Origin of the sequence: Bacteroides sp. NSJ-48 (genome assembly GCF_014287405.1) — a bacterium.
Lineage (GTDB): Bacteria > Bacteroidota > Bacteroidia > Bacteroidales > Bacteroidaceae > Bacteroides > Bacteroides stercoris.
The window spans coordinates 45,739-61,498 of sequence record NZ_JACOOD010000011.1; the positions used below are offsets into that span (position 1 = coordinate 45,739).

Annotated in this window: 14 protein-coding genes; 4 read left to right on the forward strand and 10 right to left on the reverse strand. The window is 49.2% G+C overall.

Annotation, left to right across the window (positions count from 1 at the left end; all coding sequences use genetic code 11):
- Positions 1–245: 245 nt before the first annotated feature.
- Positions 246–1,466, reverse strand: a complete 1,221-nt coding sequence (locus H8S52_RS07245) for a 3-deoxy-D-manno-octulosonic acid transferase (protein WP_005656572.1) — start codon at positions 1,464–1,466, stop codon at positions 246–248.
- An 18-nt stretch (positions 1,467–1,484) separates the two neighbouring features.
- On the reverse strand, positions 1,485–3,011 hold the full coding sequence (gltX, locus tag H8S52_RS07250) for a glutamate--tRNA ligase (RefSeq protein ID WP_186909542.1): 1,527 nt from the start codon (positions 3,009–3,011) through the stop codon (positions 1,485–1,487).
- 98 nt (positions 3,012–3,109) lie between these two features.
- Between gltX and H8S52_RS07255 the strand changes: the two genes are divergently transcribed.
- On the forward strand, positions 3,110–5,182 hold the full coding sequence (locus H8S52_RS07255; protein WP_117984929.1) for an HD family phosphohydrolase: 2,073 nt from the start codon (positions 3,110–3,112) through the stop codon (positions 5,180–5,182).
- Positions 5,179–5,946 carry a hypothetical protein gene (locus H8S52_RS07260; protein ID WP_186909543.1) on the forward strand — a complete coding sequence of 256 codons (768 nt, stop codon included), beginning with the start codon at positions 5,179–5,181 and terminating at the stop codon, positions 5,944–5,946. The genes H8S52_RS07255 and H8S52_RS07260 overlap by 4 nt, the downstream gene beginning before the upstream one ends.
- Positions 5,947–5,961: 15 nt before the next feature.
- On the opposite strand, the gene H8S52_RS07265 is transcribed toward H8S52_RS07260, so the two are convergent.
- The 3 genes from H8S52_RS07265 to H8S52_RS07275 form a co-directional block, all read right to left on the reverse strand.
- On the reverse strand, positions 5,962–6,438 hold the full coding sequence (locus tag H8S52_RS07265) for a low molecular weight protein-tyrosine-phosphatase (RefSeq protein ID WP_005656578.1): 477 nt from the start codon (positions 6,436–6,438) through the stop codon (positions 5,962–5,964).
- A gap of 44 nt (positions 6,439–6,482) precedes the next feature.
- A complete protein-coding gene (priA, locus tag H8S52_RS07270) occupies positions 6,483–8,945 on the reverse strand; it encodes a primosomal protein N' (RefSeq protein ID WP_186909544.1) in 2,463 nt (820 codons plus the stop codon).
- Between the two features lie 81 nt (positions 8,946–9,026).
- A complete protein-coding gene (locus H8S52_RS07275; RefSeq protein ID WP_186909545.1) occupies positions 9,027–9,605 on the reverse strand; it encodes a porin family protein in 579 nt (192 codons plus the stop codon).
- A gap of 744 nt (positions 9,606–10,349) precedes the next feature.
- Here H8S52_RS07275 and H8S52_RS07280 point away from each other — a divergent pair.
- The gene (locus H8S52_RS07280; RefSeq protein ID WP_186909546.1) at positions 10,350–10,841 is read left to right on the forward strand and encodes a GNAT family N-acetyltransferase; all 492 of its coding nucleotides are present in this window, start codon (positions 10,350–10,352) and stop codon (positions 10,839–10,841) included.
- 20 nt (positions 10,842–10,861) lie between these two features.
- Here H8S52_RS07280 and H8S52_RS07285 read toward each other — a convergent pair whose 3' ends face one another.
- The 4 genes from H8S52_RS07285 to H8S52_RS07300 all read right to left on the reverse strand — a co-directional run bounded on the left by H8S52_RS07285 (position 10,862) and on the right by H8S52_RS07300 (position 14,954).
- Positions 10,862–13,306, reverse strand: coding sequence for a DEAD/DEAH box helicase (locus H8S52_RS07285; protein ID WP_186909547.1), 2,445 nt, complete (start codon positions 13,304–13,306; stop codon positions 10,862–10,864).
- A gap of 123 nt (positions 13,307–13,429) precedes the next feature.
- Entirely contained in the window at positions 13,430–13,651 is a 222-nt protein-coding gene (locus H8S52_RS07290; protein ID WP_002558131.1) for a DUF2795 domain-containing protein, read from the reverse strand.
- A gap of 71 nt (positions 13,652–13,722) precedes the next feature.
- Entirely contained in the window at positions 13,723–14,286 is a 564-nt protein-coding gene (locus H8S52_RS07295) for a cob(I)yrinic acid a,c-diamide adenosyltransferase (protein WP_117984915.1), read from the reverse strand.
- A gap of 35 nt (positions 14,287–14,321) precedes the next feature.
- Entirely contained in the window at positions 14,322–14,954 is a 633-nt protein-coding gene (locus H8S52_RS07300) for a hypothetical protein (protein ID WP_186909548.1), read from the reverse strand.
- Positions 14,955–15,034: 80 nt separating this feature from the next.
- On the opposite strand from H8S52_RS07300, the gene H8S52_RS07305 reads away from it, so the two are divergent.
- A complete protein-coding gene (locus H8S52_RS07305; protein ID WP_255470011.1) occupies positions 15,035–15,199 on the forward strand; it encodes a hypothetical protein in 165 nt (54 codons plus the stop codon).
- Positions 15,200–15,308: 109 nt separating this feature from the next.
- On the opposite strand, the gene H8S52_RS07310 is transcribed toward H8S52_RS07305, so the two are convergent.
- Complete coding sequence (locus H8S52_RS07310) at positions 15,309–15,653, reverse strand: helix-turn-helix domain-containing protein (protein WP_186909560.1); 345 nt, start codon at positions 15,651–15,653, stop codon at positions 15,309–15,311.
- Positions 15,654–15,760 lie beyond the last annotated feature (107 nt).

Below are 15,760 nucleotides of genomic sequence, written 5' to 3' on the forward strand. Positions count from 1 at the left end.
CTGCCTACATATAGGAAAAATGAACGCGTCACAACTCATTCTTTGAGAAGACAAACTTTTTAACTTGAAATTAGAACATCCTAAAAGACCAAAGAAAAGGGTCGTATCATCACTCTCAAAACGGAGTTTGATACGACCCTTTTAGAGGTTATAATTACAGTCTGAACTTTTCAGAGTCTCGTTTTAGTTTTGACAACCCCTCATATTTTTTATGGAAAGAGGTCTTTGACAACCTCCTCAACAGTCTAAAAGTTAATCATGCCCAAAACTTTGTCTGTTGCTCCGGCATTACCGGTTACATAAGTCCCCGCATTCGTACCGGTCTCGCGCAAGAAACTTTCATCTTCCAGCATACGGTCGAGCAACGCTTTCAGTTCTTCATAACTCTTGACAGAGAACCCGCCTTTTGCCTCCAAGAGCTGAACGGCTTCCTGGAATTTCTGGTACTTCGGTCCAAAGATTACCGGAATGCCATATACGGCAGCTTCCAACGTATTATGGATACCCACTCCGAACCCGCCGCCGATATAGGCAATCTCTCCATAGCGATAGATGGAGGAAAGCAGACCGAAGCAGTCTATTATCAGGCAATCCGCCTTACGGACATTCTTTTCGTCGGCACGGGTATAACGCACATACGGACGCTTCAGCTTACGGATTATCTCTACCAAATGATTTTCGTCGATTACATGCGGAGCTATAATCAGCTTTACTTCCGGATGCTGATTAAAATATTCGATAAACAAATCCTCGTCGGGCTGCCAGGAACTTCCGGCAACAAAAGTCATCGTATTGTTCTTGAACAACTCAACCAAAGGCAAGTCTTTAGCCTCTTCCCGAATTTGAAGCACGCGGTCAAAACGGGTATCCCCCACCACAGTCACCCGGTTGATGCCAATCTTCGCCAGATAACGCTTGGAGCGCTCGTTCTGCACGAAGATGTGGTCGAAGTTGCGCAGCACGTTCCTATACGTACCGCCGTACCATTTAAAGAAAATCTGCCCGCGGCGAAAGATGGAAGACACGCTATAAACGGGGATGCGGCGCTTATGCAACTCATCCAGGTAGTTCTTCCAAAACTCATACTTGATAAAAAACGCCATGCAGGGATTCACCAGGTCAAGAAACTTCCTCACATTGCGCGGTTTGTCGAAAGGCAGATAACACACGATATCCGCCCCCCGGTAGTTCTTGCGCACTTCATAACCCGACGGCGAAAAGAATGTCAGCAAAATACGATAATCCGGATATTTGGCACGTATCTTCTCAATCAGCGGGCGTCCCTGTTCAAACTCTCCCAAAGAGGCAGCGTGAAACCAGATATAACGCGCATCCTTCTCCAGCTGCTGCCGAAGAAGTTCGTACACTACCCAGTGCCCCTTCATCATCTTCCGCGGTTTACGGCTGAAAGGAGCCACCAGGTGCACCGCAATATCATAGAGTATTATTGCTAAATTATAAAACATACTTTTCTCCGCTTCAACTTATTTCAGAACGTCGATGGCACGCTGTATGCGGGCAAGCGTCTCTTCTTTGCCCAACAATGCGGTAATATCGAACATGTGCGGTCCTTTGCACTCTCCTACCACAGCCAGCCGGAAAGCATTCATCACATTACCCATGTGATATCCTTTCTCCGTAATCCAGCCGATAACTACATCTTCCGACGGTTTAGAGGAGAAATCCCCAATGCCCCGAAGCACTTCCATCAATTCCGTCATGATGCGCGGAGTATCTTCCGACCAACGTTTCTTCACATCCTTCTCGGCATACTGTTCAGGAGCAACAAAGAAGAAACGTGCCTGATCCCACAGTTCCTTCACGAAGTTGACGCGGCCCTTTACCAGGGAGACTACCGTAGTAAGGAACGCATCGCTGTATGCACCAAGCTCTACACCGTGCTCTTTCAGTACCGGCTTGAAAAGTTCCGCAAGCTCCTCGTCCGATTTCTGAAGAATATATTCATGGTTAAACCAGATACCTTTCTTATAGTCGAACTTAGCGCCCGATTTGCTGCAATGACTCAGATTGAACAGTTTTACAAGTTCATCCATCGACATCAGTTCCTGGTCGTTACCCGGGTTCCAGCCCAGCAAGGCAAGGAAATTGATAACAGCTTCCGGCAGATAGCCCGATTCGCGATAGCCCGAAGACACTTCGCCCGACTTGGGGTCGTGCCATTCCAGCGGAAATACCGGGAAGCCCAGACGGTCGCCGTCGCGCTTGCTGAGCTTACCGTTACCTTCGGGCTTCAGCAACAGCGGCAGGTGCGCGAACGCCGGCATCGTATCTTCCCAACCGAAAGCACGGTACAGCAGCACATGCAGCGGAGCGGAAGGCAGCCACTCTTCACCGCGGATAACGTGGGAAACTTCCATCAAATGGTCATCCACAATATTTGCCAGGTGATAGGTAGGCAGTTCGTCCGCCGATTTGTAAAGCACCTTATCGTCAAGGATAGACGAGTTTATCACGACCTCGCCACGTATCAAGTCGTTCACATGCACATCTTCGTCCGGCTCTATCTTGAAACGGACCACATACTGCCTGCCTTCGGCAATCAGCGCGTCCACTTCCTCTTTGGGCATCGTCAGCGAATTACGCATCTGCATGCGTGTAGAAGCGTCGTACTGGAAATTGGCAATCTCCGCACGCTTGGCTTCCAGCTCCTGCGGAGTATCGAAAGCGATATATGCCTTGCCGGCATCCAGCAACACCTGTACATACTTCTTGTATATGTCGCGGCGTTCGGACTGACGGTACGGACCATGTTCTCCACCAAAGCTGACACCCTCGTCAAAAGGAATGCCCAACCACTTGAAAGACTCCAATATATATTCTTCCGCCCCCGGCACAAACCGGTTGGAATCGGTATCCTCAATGCGGAAAATCAAATCTCCTCCATGCTGACGGGCAAAGAGATAATTATACAACGCAGTGCGCACACCACCGATGTGCAACGCCCCCGTAGGACTCGGGGCAAAACGGACTCTGACTTTTCTTTCTGTCATAATCTATCTTACTTATAACTAAATTAGACGGCAAAATTAAACCTTTTTTTCCATACTATTGTTTTTTTTTTGTACTTTTCGCAAAAATTTCAACCGATATGAACTATTTCAAAGGTAAAAACAAAGAGTTCTCGTTCAGAGATTTGATATACAAGGCACTTATTTTTATAGGTACGGTGGGAGTTATTGTCTATTTCCTGCCGAGAGATGGTAAGTTTAATTACCAGTTTGACATTGACAAACCCTGGAAGTACGGGCAACTGATGGCTACCTTCGACTTCCCCATTTACAAAGACGACCAAGTCGTAAAAAAAGAACAAGACAGCATCCTGGCCGCTTTCCAACCCTATTTCCAATTGGACAAGAGCACCGGGAAAGAGGCGCTCAAGAAACTTAAGAACGACTATCAGACTCATCTGCGCGACATTCTGCCCTCTTCCGATTACATCCGCCATATCGAAAAAATACTATCCGAGGTGTACCGGGCGGGCATCCTTTCCACTGAAGAACTTGCCCGGCTGCACAAAGACAGCACATCTGCCGTCATGGTGGTAGACGACAAGCTTGCCAACCAACGGAGCATCGACAAACTCTACTCCGTAAAGCAGGCATATGCCTACCTGCTTACAGCCGATACCATACACTATCGCCCGAACATACTCCGGCAGTGTTCCCTCAACGAATACCTCTCTCCCAACCTCACCTACGATGCCCGGCGGACAGAGACCGCCAAGGAAGAAATCCTCGACAACTATTCATGGGCAAACGGCATCGTACTGAGCGGGCAGAAAATCATCGACCGCGGCGAGATAGTGAGCCGGGAAACCTACAACATCCTCGAAAGCCTGCGCAAAGAGTCCATCCAGCGCAGCGAGTCCATCGGGCAGAAACAACTGATGCTGGCAGGACAGATTCTGTACGTCGGCATCTTCATATTGTGCTTCATGCTTTATCTCGACCTCTTCCGCAAAGATTATTACAACCGCAAAGGCAACCTCGCGCTGCTTTTCACCCTTATCATGTTCTATTGTGTGGTAACGGCCGTTATGGTAACAAACAATATATTCAACGTATACATCATTCCCTATGCCATGCTGCCCGTCATTATCCGCGTGTTTCTCGACTCACGGACAGCCTTTCTCACACAGGTCGTCACAATACTGATTTGTTCCATCTGCCTGCGCTATCCGCACGAGTTCATCCTGCTGCAACTAACGGCAGGTTTGGTTGCGATTTTCAGTTTGAGAGAATTATCGCAACGCTCGCAGTTGTTCCGCACGGCTATCCTGGTGATTCTGACTTATGCAGCCGTTTATTTCGCTTTTGAACTGATAACGGAAAACGACCTGTCCAAACTGAACGGCAGTATGTACACCTACTTCGTGATAAACGGCGTATTGCTGCTTTTCACGTATCCGTTGCTTTTCCTGGTGGAAAAGACCTTCGGCTTCACTTCGAATGTTACTTTGGTGGAATTGTCCAACATCAACAACAGTTTGCTGCGGCGCATGTCGGAAACCGTACCCGGCACATTCCAGCATTCCATGCAGGTAGCCAACCTCGCAGCCGAAGCAGCCAACCGCATCGGCGCAAACAGCCAGTTGGTGCGTACAGGCGCTTTATACCATGACATCGGCAAAATGGAGAATCCGGCATTCTTTACCGAAAACCAGTCGGGCGGTGTCAATCCGCACAAGAATCTCGGTTACGAGCAGAGTGCGCAGGTCGTCATCGGACATGTAACGGACGGATTGAAACTGGCCGAGAAGAACAACCTGCCTAAAGTCATCAAGGATTTCATTACTACCCACCACGGTAGGGGAAAGACAAAATACTTCTACATATCCTGGAAAAACGAGCATCCCGGCGAGGAACCCGACAACGAGTCATTCACCTATCCCGGTCCCAACCCTTTCAGCAAGGAGCAAGCCATCCTGATGATGGCGGATTCCGTAGAGGCAGCCTCGCGCAGCCTGCCCGAATATACGGAAGAGAGCATCAGCAACCTGGTAGACAAGATTATCGATTCGCAGGTGGAGGAAGGTTATTTCAGGGAGTGCCCCGTCACGTTCAAGGACATAGCAACGGTAAAAGCCGTTTTCAAAGAAAAATTGAAAACCATCTACCACACCCGCATCAGTTACCCGGAACTTAAAAAGCAAGACCTATGAAAATCAGTACCAAAGAACGGCAAAGAGCGGAATTCCTGTTGCAAAGCCAACGGATTCAACTGCATCAGATTGAAAGTTTCAGTTTCATGGAACGATACCCCCGGCAGGCGCATAAGGGTGTCCCGGCAGAAAAAGCCAAATACGGCCCCGGAATATTCGTATTCCACCTAAAGGAAAAACAGGATAAGGTAATATACATGCCTCCCTTCAGGCATCCTTCATCACTCGTCCGTTTTCTGGTGTCGCAAGGAGTGCCTTTTGCCAACTATGTTCCGCGCGAACGGAGCGTGGGAACCCTCCCGGAGGAAACTTACCGGCGTCCCTCGCTGTATATGTTTTGGTTCTTCATATTATTCCTCATGTTCCTGATATTGGGTTACTATTCCGTCGGCATCGATGCATGGTGGGGATTCATTCCGGCCATCCTGTCCTTCGGCCTAAGCCTTTTCTTCATTTGCATGCTGATGACCCGGTTCTGCTACCTGACGCTGGACAACGAAAATCTCACCGTACACAGTGCAGGCAGGACAATCCGCTATCCGTATACAAACCTGCGCAAGGTCAACTTCGATTTTGCCCGGGAGCAGACTTTCACCCACGTCATGGAATTGCTTGACAAGGACTACCGTTACCGTCTTTTCTACATCGGCCGGGTTTCAAGGAAGAAGCTGAATGAGATTGCCGAACGGTTGCAGCAGGCCGGAGTGGATGCAACGTGCAGCCTCAACGACAACAAGCGTTTTTATCATGACAACAGACATTGAGCGGTGATTAGGTGATTATTCGCCAACCGCTCCGAGCAATCCGGCACAGGCGTCTTCCAATATATCGAGTACGTATTCAAACCCCTCGGCCCCGCCATAATAAGGGTCGGGCACGTAATCGGCATGGGCAAACTTAGTACAGTATTCCGTCATGCGATGTATCTTTCCGCATGCTTCCACAGAAGGGGCACGCTCTTTCAAATCATCAATATTACGGTCATCCATTCCGATAATCAAATCGAACTCATAGAAATCATCCGTACGTACCGGACGGGAACGGTGCGTCAGGTTGTAACCCCGACGGGCGGCATGGGCACGCATCCTGCTGTCGGGCAGCTCTCCCTGATGATAGGAAAGAATACCTGCCGAGTCGATAACGAACTCATCTTCACGCCCTGCCTCTTCTATCAAATGCCTCATCACCCCTTCCGCCGAAGAAGAACGGCAAATGTTGCCCAGGCAAACAAACAATATCTTTTTCTTCTCTTTCATACTCAAACTCATATTAAACATTCCGTAACCCGCACTACGGCTATCTACATCGGGTCTACATCATAATATACAATCAGCGACTTGAAACGGTCTTCCATTATCATCTCCTTCTGTACCTGCAGCAACAATTCGCGGACACGCGCCATAGGAGCTTTGGTTTCAATCTTCACTACAATTTTGCGGATAAACAGCGTCTGCACACGTGCCACCGGCGGTTTATCCGGCCCTAACACCCGATTGCCGAAGATGGCACGCAGCTTGCCCGCCATAGTCTGCGCCATCAAATCGAGCAGGGCCTCATTGCGGTTCTTCAGATACACATATATGAGGCGGTAATAAGGGGGATAATGAAACATCTGCCGCTCGGCAAGCTGTCCGTCGACCATGCCTTCGTAGTCGTTGGCAATTACCTGAGGGATGATGGGATGCTCAATGCTCTTGGTCTGCAACACTACCCTGCCCCTTTTATTCTTCCGTCCGGCACGCCCTGCCACCTGCGCCATCAACTGGAAAGCACGCTCATAGGCACGAAAATCCGGATAGTTCAGCATCGTATCCGCATTCAGAATGCCTACCACGCTTACGTGGTCAAAGTCCAGCCCTTTGGAAACCATTTGCGTACCGATAAGAATATCCGTCTTTCCCTGTTCAAAATCGGCGATGATACGCTCGTAGGCCGCGCGGGTGCGGGTGGTATCCAGGTCCATACGGGCAACGGTCGCTTCGGGAAACAGGAGTTTGACGTCGTCCTCTATCTTTTCCGTACCGAAACCGCGGTTGCGCAAGTCCGTTCCTTCGCAGGCGGGACAGATGCGGGGCAGTTGATAGGTATATCCGCAATAGTGGCAGGTCAGCTGGTTCAGTCCTTTATGATAGGTCAGGCTGACATCGCAGTTCTTACATTTGGGAACCCACCCGCACGTATGGCATTCTATCATCGGGGCAAACCCCCTGCGGTTCTGAAACAGAATAACCTGTTCTTTCCGTTCCAGTGCCTCGCGGACATATTGCAGCAACAAAGGGGAAAAGGGCCCGTTCATCCGCTTCTTGCGCTGCAACTCCTTGATGTCTACCGGAATAATCTCCGGCAACTGTATCTCCTTGTACCTCTCCTTCAGCTCCACCAGCCCGTACTTTCCGGACATGGCGTTGTGCCAGGTTTCTATGGAAGGCGTCGCCGTTCCCAGCAGGGTCTTGGCGCCATACAGCGCAGCCAGCACAGTGGCGGCATTACGTGCATGGTAGCGGGGGGCGGGGTCCTGTTGCTTATATGTGTTCTCGTGCTCCTCGTCCACGATAACCAGGCCCAGCTTGCGGAAAGGCAGGAACACGGAAGAACGAACTCCCAGAATGATGTCATATCCGCTGTCCGAAAGCTGTTTCTGCCAGATTTCCACCCGTTCGGCATCCGGAAACTTGGAGTGATAGATGCCCAGACGCGAGCCGAACACCCGTTGCAGCCTTTCGGTAATCTGTGTGGTCAGGGCTATTTCCGGCAACAGATACAGCACCTGCTTCCCTTGCCGGATAACTTTTTCTATCAGATGGATGTAAATCTCCGTCTTTCCGCTGGACGTGACTCCATGCAGCAAACAGACATTTTTTGTCCGGAAACTTTCCACAATGCTGTCGTATGCCCGCTGCTGATGCCCGTTCAAAGGATTTAAAGGGAGGGTTGTCCGGGCAGAGGCTGCGTTCAGCCTGCCTATTTCCTGCTGGTATACCTCAAAGACCCCGCGTTCCACCAACCCGTTGAACACGGCAGGCGTAGCGGAAGTCCGCTGCAAAAGTTCCTTCTTGGTGACTTCTTTCGGCGTTGTACCCAAACAGGCGGAAAGTTCGATGTACTTCATCAGCAAGTCCAACTGTTTGGGAGCGCGACGCTGCAGTTCGTCAAAGAAGAAGTGCAGACGGTGTTCGTTGCCTGCCGCTTCCGTCAGGCGTACGCGGGTCTCGGTCTTGGGCTTGTAGGTGCGCTTCAGTTCTTCTTTCACAAAGACCGCCTCTTTATCCAGCAAGGATTTAATTACGGACAGGATATTCCTGATGCCGCTCTCCTTCTCCAGTTTCGTAATGCACTGTTCCGGCTCCGCGGCAAGCAGGTCCAGTATCTTCTGTTCCTTTTCGGGCAGTTGCACATCCGATTCGAAATCAGGGTTATACTCCACGATGGTCTCGCTCTCCAGCTTCAGGCCTGAAGGAAGCGCCGCTTTATAGACATCGCCCCGGGTACAGAGATAATAATCCGCCAGCCAGTCCCAAAACTTGAACTGCTCGGACAGCAGGATGGGATGCGCATCCAGCAGGGCACTCACTTCCTTTACCTCGTACCCGGCCGGTGCGGAATAGTGTATGTTCTGCACAATAGCCGTATAGTATTTCTTCCGTCCGAAAGGAACGACCACCCGGCAGCCAATCTGTACACTCTCCGCCATATCCTCCGGCAGCGAGTATGTAAAGCAGGCATGCAGGGGAAGGGGCAATATGACATCTACGAACTTTTCCATTGCAACGGCAAAGATAACGTAAAAAAACGGCGTTGCCAATCAAAATCGACAACGCCATACAGAGATAATCCCGTTATATCTTTAGAACAGGTAAGCAGCGGAAATCTGCCAGGTCTTATTCTTTGTTCCGATAGCCTCACTGGCATCCTTCCAGGTGAACGAGTCACCGCAAGGAATCGTATAGTTGAAACCTATCTGCAAATGCCGAACCAGTTTCACACCGGCTCCCACATTGATACCCACCTGCGCTTTCTTGCTTTCCAACTTTCTTCCATCTTCAAAATTCTTATCACCCTTGAAGTTGAAGAAGAAGTCCGGACCGGCCGCTACATAAATACCCAGCATACTGCCCAGACCGATGGAATATTTCAGATTGACAGGTATGTCCAGCCCCGATTGCTTCATATCAAGGCCTTCCATCTTATCGCCTTTCTGAGAATACAGCAACGCACCGTCCACTCCCAGTCCTATAACGGGAATCGTTATTTCCGCCATAGGTCCGAAAAAGAATCCGGTAGAGTTGTCTTTCATTCCTTCGAACTTGAGTTTCGACAAGTTCACACCGCCTTTCACACCAAACTTAATCAACTGAGCTTGGGCAGGCATAGCCAATGCCATGCAGCATACAGCTATCATAAAAACACTAAAGAACTTTTTCATAATTCAATACGTTTAAATTTCGCGGACAAATATATGCAAATTATCCCTTAAAAAAACAACAAGCATTCCGAATTGTTCAAAATTAAAACAAGAGTTCCGGTGCGCCACCGGTGGGAGATCGTCCCAATCTCCAGCCCGAAGCATTCCGTATGCCGGTGTTTTTCCACGACATCCCTTATGTATAAAGGAGAAATACCCTATGCAAAAACCTGCTATGCCACATTGTTTTCCTCGTCCTGCAACTGCGGGCTGTACGGCCCGCATATGGAAACCGTACGGCCCGCAACCGGCAACCGGAGAGCCCGCAGTTGGAAAACGAGGTTTTACATCCGGCTTTCCTACATTATACATGCTGTAAAACGACAAAACCAACGGGCAACGGTGCCATTAAACCGCAGAGTTTGGAACGCTCCGCCCTTGAAAAACAGAGGTTTTTAACCGCCGTTAACAAATTTCGCTTCACATAGGTTTTGCTTCTGTGTATAAGCCTGTTACAAGAAAAAAGAAGGATAAAAGTGACGACCGGAAGTGACGACAAACAATTGGTCAACACTCTCGTCACCGTTGTCAACACCCTCTCCATCTCCCTTCTGCAAAGGGATAGAACGCTACCGGTGACGAGTGACGAGAAAAAACGTGTTTTCTTTTTAGGAGATTAAAAATGCAAGATAGGCATCGGAAAGCATAGATTGACTACCTTTGCAAAACATTATTCAAAAAAAACACATTTCTTTATTACGGAGTATGATAGAAATCAGGAAAACAGATATTGCAGAACTCGGCATCCTTATGGAGCTCTTTGAACAGGGAAAACGCATCATGCGCAAAAGCGGAAACTTGAAGCAGTGGACCGGCGGCTATCCCGATGAAGAACTTGTAAAGAAGGACATCGAGAACGGAAACAGCTACGTATGCCTCGATGAAGAACGGAACATAGTAGGGACTTTCACTTTCATACAAGGGAACGACCCTACTTACGCCCGAATTTACGAAGGAGCCTGGAGTGACGATACGCGTCCCTACGGCGTCATCCACCGCCTGGCAAGCACGGAGCAAAGCAAAGGGGTGGCATCCGCCTGCCTGCAATGGTGCTACCGCCAGATTCCCAACCTACGGGCAGACACGCACCGCGACAACCATATCCTGCAACACATCCTCAAAAAGCACGGCTTCCAATATTGCGGCATCATATACCTGCAGAATGGAGACGAACGGCTGGCTTTCCAGAAGCTGTAGCAACGGCACACGCACCAAACTCATACGGGCCGGCTGCCGCCATACTTCTTCTTCAACTCCTCCACGGTTGTTCCGGTGAAATACTCTTCCACGAAATCCCAACGCTGGTCGTCGGTCAGAGTATCCGTACCGAAGAAAAAGGAGAACAGCTCAATCTGCTCCTCGAAGATACGTTCGTTCGTGTCCAGTATAAGATTATGATATTCGTCGGAATCCGCCAACTGTTGCAGAAGTTCCGGGTTATCGAACCGTACATGCACGCAAGGCGTACCGCCTCCCTCGACGCTGAACGACAGGCAATCGAGCATGGAAAGAAGGTTGAGCAACATATTCAAATCGGAGAACGGAGTGCAATAGAACTGCAAGCGGTCGCCCCTGTTGCCTGCGATACGCTGGGCGAACAGCTTCTGATAACGGGACAGAAGCAGGTCGAAACCTTTGGTGACGGTAAACGAGAGTTCGTTCGAGTCTTTCTTCTTGACGCTGCTGATGTAACTTACGCTGCGCCCCTCCTCGGTGCGGCTTTCCAGCAACGAACCGATGAAACGTTTGGCCGACGGCACATCCATGCCGTGCTCGGCAAACACCGCACGCAACTCCTCTTCATCGAAACGGCCTTTCGACTTCAGCAAAGCTGTTTTCAGCATCGATACCAGGCTCTTGAACAAAGCATCCATGCGCTGGCGGATAACCGTTGCATCCTCTTTCAGCAACACCTCGTGCTTGCCCACCGAAACAGCACGTGAACCTTCCCACAACATGCCGCTGTTCAGTTTCTGCTTGAACTCCCTGTATCCCAACTCCGGAAAACGCTCTTCCCAAAGAGTGTCCAAACGGGCACGGTAGACTCCCTCTTCACCGTCCACCCCGGTAAGGTAGGCATGGAATTCGCGCGCAAAGGCATCGCCCGTCTTGTCCTGGATGTAACCCTCTGTCAACAGATTTTGCGGACTCACCTCCAGCAGACGTGTGCCGTAGCGTTGCTCCAAATCATCCTCCAGCCACAGCAGGGCCGTTTTGATAAGCTGCCCCAGCTCGGCCTCGTACTCCAGCTTATTCTTGGTACGCGGCAGCTTCACCACGAACTCAAAGTCGGATAGGGAAACAAGTATCTCTTCCTTCTTCCCTTTCATCCGATATACCTCCATGAGTTTCTTCAGGATAAGTTCCAGTTGGTCCTGCCCGATGTTGCCGGTCTGGTGCAGACGCTTCATGTAATAAAAGTCGCGTTCGTGATAATCGGTGGCGGCAATACCCTGCACATCCGCATCACGGGCGGCACGGCCTATTTCCTGAATGTAATCGACAAACGTGCTGGAAGGCGCCACGTGGTAAACACGGTCGATGTCGCTGATGTCCACTCCCATGCCGAAAGCTTTTGTAGCAACAATCATCCGCTTCGTGCCCTCTTTAAAGTCCCTGACGATGGCAGCCTTCTGCGCCTTGTCCTTCTTGCCGTAGTAGGAGGCCACCAGACGCCAGTCGGCAGGAGCCACCCAGGTCTTGATACGCATATCTATGCCACCGGCAAAAGGATAGTAAAGCAGTGCCTTATGCCCGTCGAGAAACTCTTCCACACGCCCGGATATGACGCGTTGCTTGCCTTTGTCATAAGTTTCTCCCTCTTCCAACGTGAGCCGGCGGATGTCAAAACCGATGTTCTTGCGCCTGACCGTACCTACATAAAGTATGCAAGGCTCCATTTGCAGGGAGCGGATGGTATCAAATACCATATCGTTGCCGCCTTTGGGGTTCCACACGGCAGTGGCGGTCAGGGCAAACAGGGGGAACGAATAACCGAGGTTCTGCTTCAATGCGCCCAAATAACGCCCCAGAAACCAATAGTCCACGCGGAACTCTTTGCCCCAGGTGGTTACCGTATGCGCCTCATCGACAACAACCATACCGATGCGGCGGTTGCCGATAAAATGTCTGATGTCGTAGGAGAGCAATAGCTCCGGCGAAAGATAGAACAAGTCGATTTCCCCCTCACGCACCGCCCGGTACACTTCCATCTTCTGCTCCGGCGAAAGGTCGGAAGACGCATATGCCACACGTTCATACCCTACGTCCTGCAAGCCTTCCACCTGGTCCACTATCAGCGCTTTCAAAGGAGAGACAACGATAGTTAGCAGGTTATATTCTTTCCCCAGATAGATGGCGGGAAGTTGGAATAAGAGAGACTTTCCCGCACCGGTCGGAGCAGTCAGCAGGATATTGTCGGGCTGTTCGCCGCCTTTGTACGCCTTTTCCGCTTCCCGGATTACATTTTCAACCAGTTGTCCCTGAGAGATACAGAGAGTATCCCTGTTTTTAAACAAATCATCGTAAATTTCGAGATTGCGGAACCCGTCGTAACCATAGGTCTCTTTCAGCAGTTCCGTTACACTTTGCCGGCACTCCCCGGGCAAGTGGCGTTCTTTCAATACGGGCAAGCGGTGTGCCTCTCCTGTTTGTGTCATCATTAATATAATGGGGGATTAAAAAGAAAAAAAGATAGTATCCCGGCCATAGTAAAGGCCTTCGTACTACCTCTTTCTATAATTTGTATATCCGTAAGCCGACGGATGAAATTCAATCAAAGCGCATCAATACTCCTCTTCGTTGAAGAAGAAATCTTCTTTGCTGGGATAATCAGGCCAAATATCTTCAATACTTTCATAAATCTCGCCTTCATCTTCCATTTCCTGCAGGTTCTCAATAACCTCAAGCGGAGCACCCGAACGCATGGCATAATCAATCAATTCGTCCTTAGTTGCCGGCCAAGGGGCATCTTCCAATTTAGATGCCAATTCCAATGTCCAATACATAGTTTCTAAGTATTAAAATTGTGAGTAGTAATTCCTTTCTTTATTTTTCGGCAAAAGTATAACAAAATATTTCACTTGCAACTATTATTCCAAAATATTTCTTCTTTTTTCTCGTCTTGGTTCATTTTACGCGAAAGAACGAACAAATAGTCAGATAGACGGTTTACATAGGCCAACAGCTCGGAAGAGATGTCCGTCTGTTCCGCCAAAGCAAGAATGCGACGTTCGGTACGGCGGCAAACGGTACGGCAGATATGACAAACGGCAGCTCCGCGACTCCCGCCCGGAAGAATAAAAGCTGAGAGAGGGGGAAGCTTGTCGTCCAGCCGGTCTATCTCGCGCTCTATCGCCTCCACCTGTTCCGGGGTGATGATACTCGCCTCCTTCAGCCGTGTCTTTTCACGATCCGTAGCAAGGTAAGAACCTATTGCAAACAATCTGTCCTGGACTTGCTGCAGGAACTGCCTGTCGGGCTCATCGGAAAGGAAAGTAATCAGAAACCCCAGATTGGAATTCAGTTCGTCCACCGTACCGTAGGCTTCGAGGCGGATGTGGGTTTTAGGAACACGCGTGCCTCCTACAAGGGAAGTGGTTCCTTTATCTCCGGTCTTTGTATATACAAGGCTTTTCTTCATAATGGTCTTTTTTCCTTTGAAACGCCTAAAGGTAATCAAAAGTTGATAATATAGTCTTGTTTTATCCTGGTTTTATCAAAGAAAATAATGCCGAGATCGTAAAGGTCGAAAGTGATGCCTGCCTTTTCGTGCCGACTGATACGCTTCCAAACGGCACGCATCCGGGAAGTATAACGGATACCTTCGATTACAAAGACGGACGTTTGCGCAGTGCGGTCGGCACAGATACGGAACACCTCTTCCACAAACTCCGGACGGCGGTAATCGTGCAGGTATAAAAAGTCGACAGACGCGCCACTCTCCAGAAACAGGTCGGACAGGTCGGCGGCAGCAGTGTAGTCCGCCCCCTCCTTCGCAGCTTTCAGATATAAGGAAGAGGCAGCCTGTATGCCTGCATCCACAATCGTAGCCGGCTGTGCATAATTTACCAGCCGGAACAGAAGCCGTTTCACCTTTAAGGACTCGTACCCCCATGCCCGGTCTTTCTGCGGCGTAAGCCTCTTCTGCTCGGAAGCCAGCTCCTTATACTTATAATAAGGAGTAGTTTCATAGATAACGTGCGTTATCAGGTTGAAGGCGAAAGGCGAGTGCACCCCGTAACCGCAACGGTGGCGGAATCGGTACAGCCAGATAAAAGGGCGCTTTAGCGCAAGTAACATACGGTTCATCACAAGTTAATTCTTTATTGTGTTGCAAAAATACGGAAAAACCGGAATTCCAACTGACAATCATTCTTAAAAACGGTAATGTGAAGAGCTTCAGGCAAGTATTGAGCTGCCCGCTCAATGCCAATGCCGAGCTGACATTAACGTTAAGTCCGGATGATATTTTCTCTGAAGAATCTTCCGGCGACTTTACCGTCGATGACTGGAACGAGAAAAACGAGAATATTGATATGCCGATAATAGAGTAGCCGAATGACATAAAGAGTCTTTCCGTACCGAACAGAGCCGCCGGTGTTACCATGAAATAACCTTTTGCCGTTCCGTTTCTTAACAACAATCCTATTCTATATATTCATTCTATGACAAGCTCTCGAACTTTTTTCTGTGCTCCATGATTGACTGCATATTATTTTGCGCCCATTCGGTTAACGATATAATGATAGGGACAAGGCTTTTTCCTGTTGCTGTCAACTCATACTCCACTCTTATCGGAACTTCCGGAAAAACGGTTCGTTTTACCAGTCCGTCAGCTTCCAATATCTGTAGCGTATTAGACAACACTTTGGTTGATATATCAGGAATTTGCCTCGCCAATTGATTGAAACGGGTTGAACCATTCTCATCCAGAATGACAACAACTAACAATGCCCACTTATTACCAAAACGTGCAACGACATTCCGAATAGGGCAAATCTCAATGATAGATTTTTTTTTCTTCTTTTTTCGTCATGACAATCTATTGTTTTTCTGCATAAGTAACCTCCGGGTAACTTTGATACATATTTGTAACTTCTTGTATTGCAAATAAT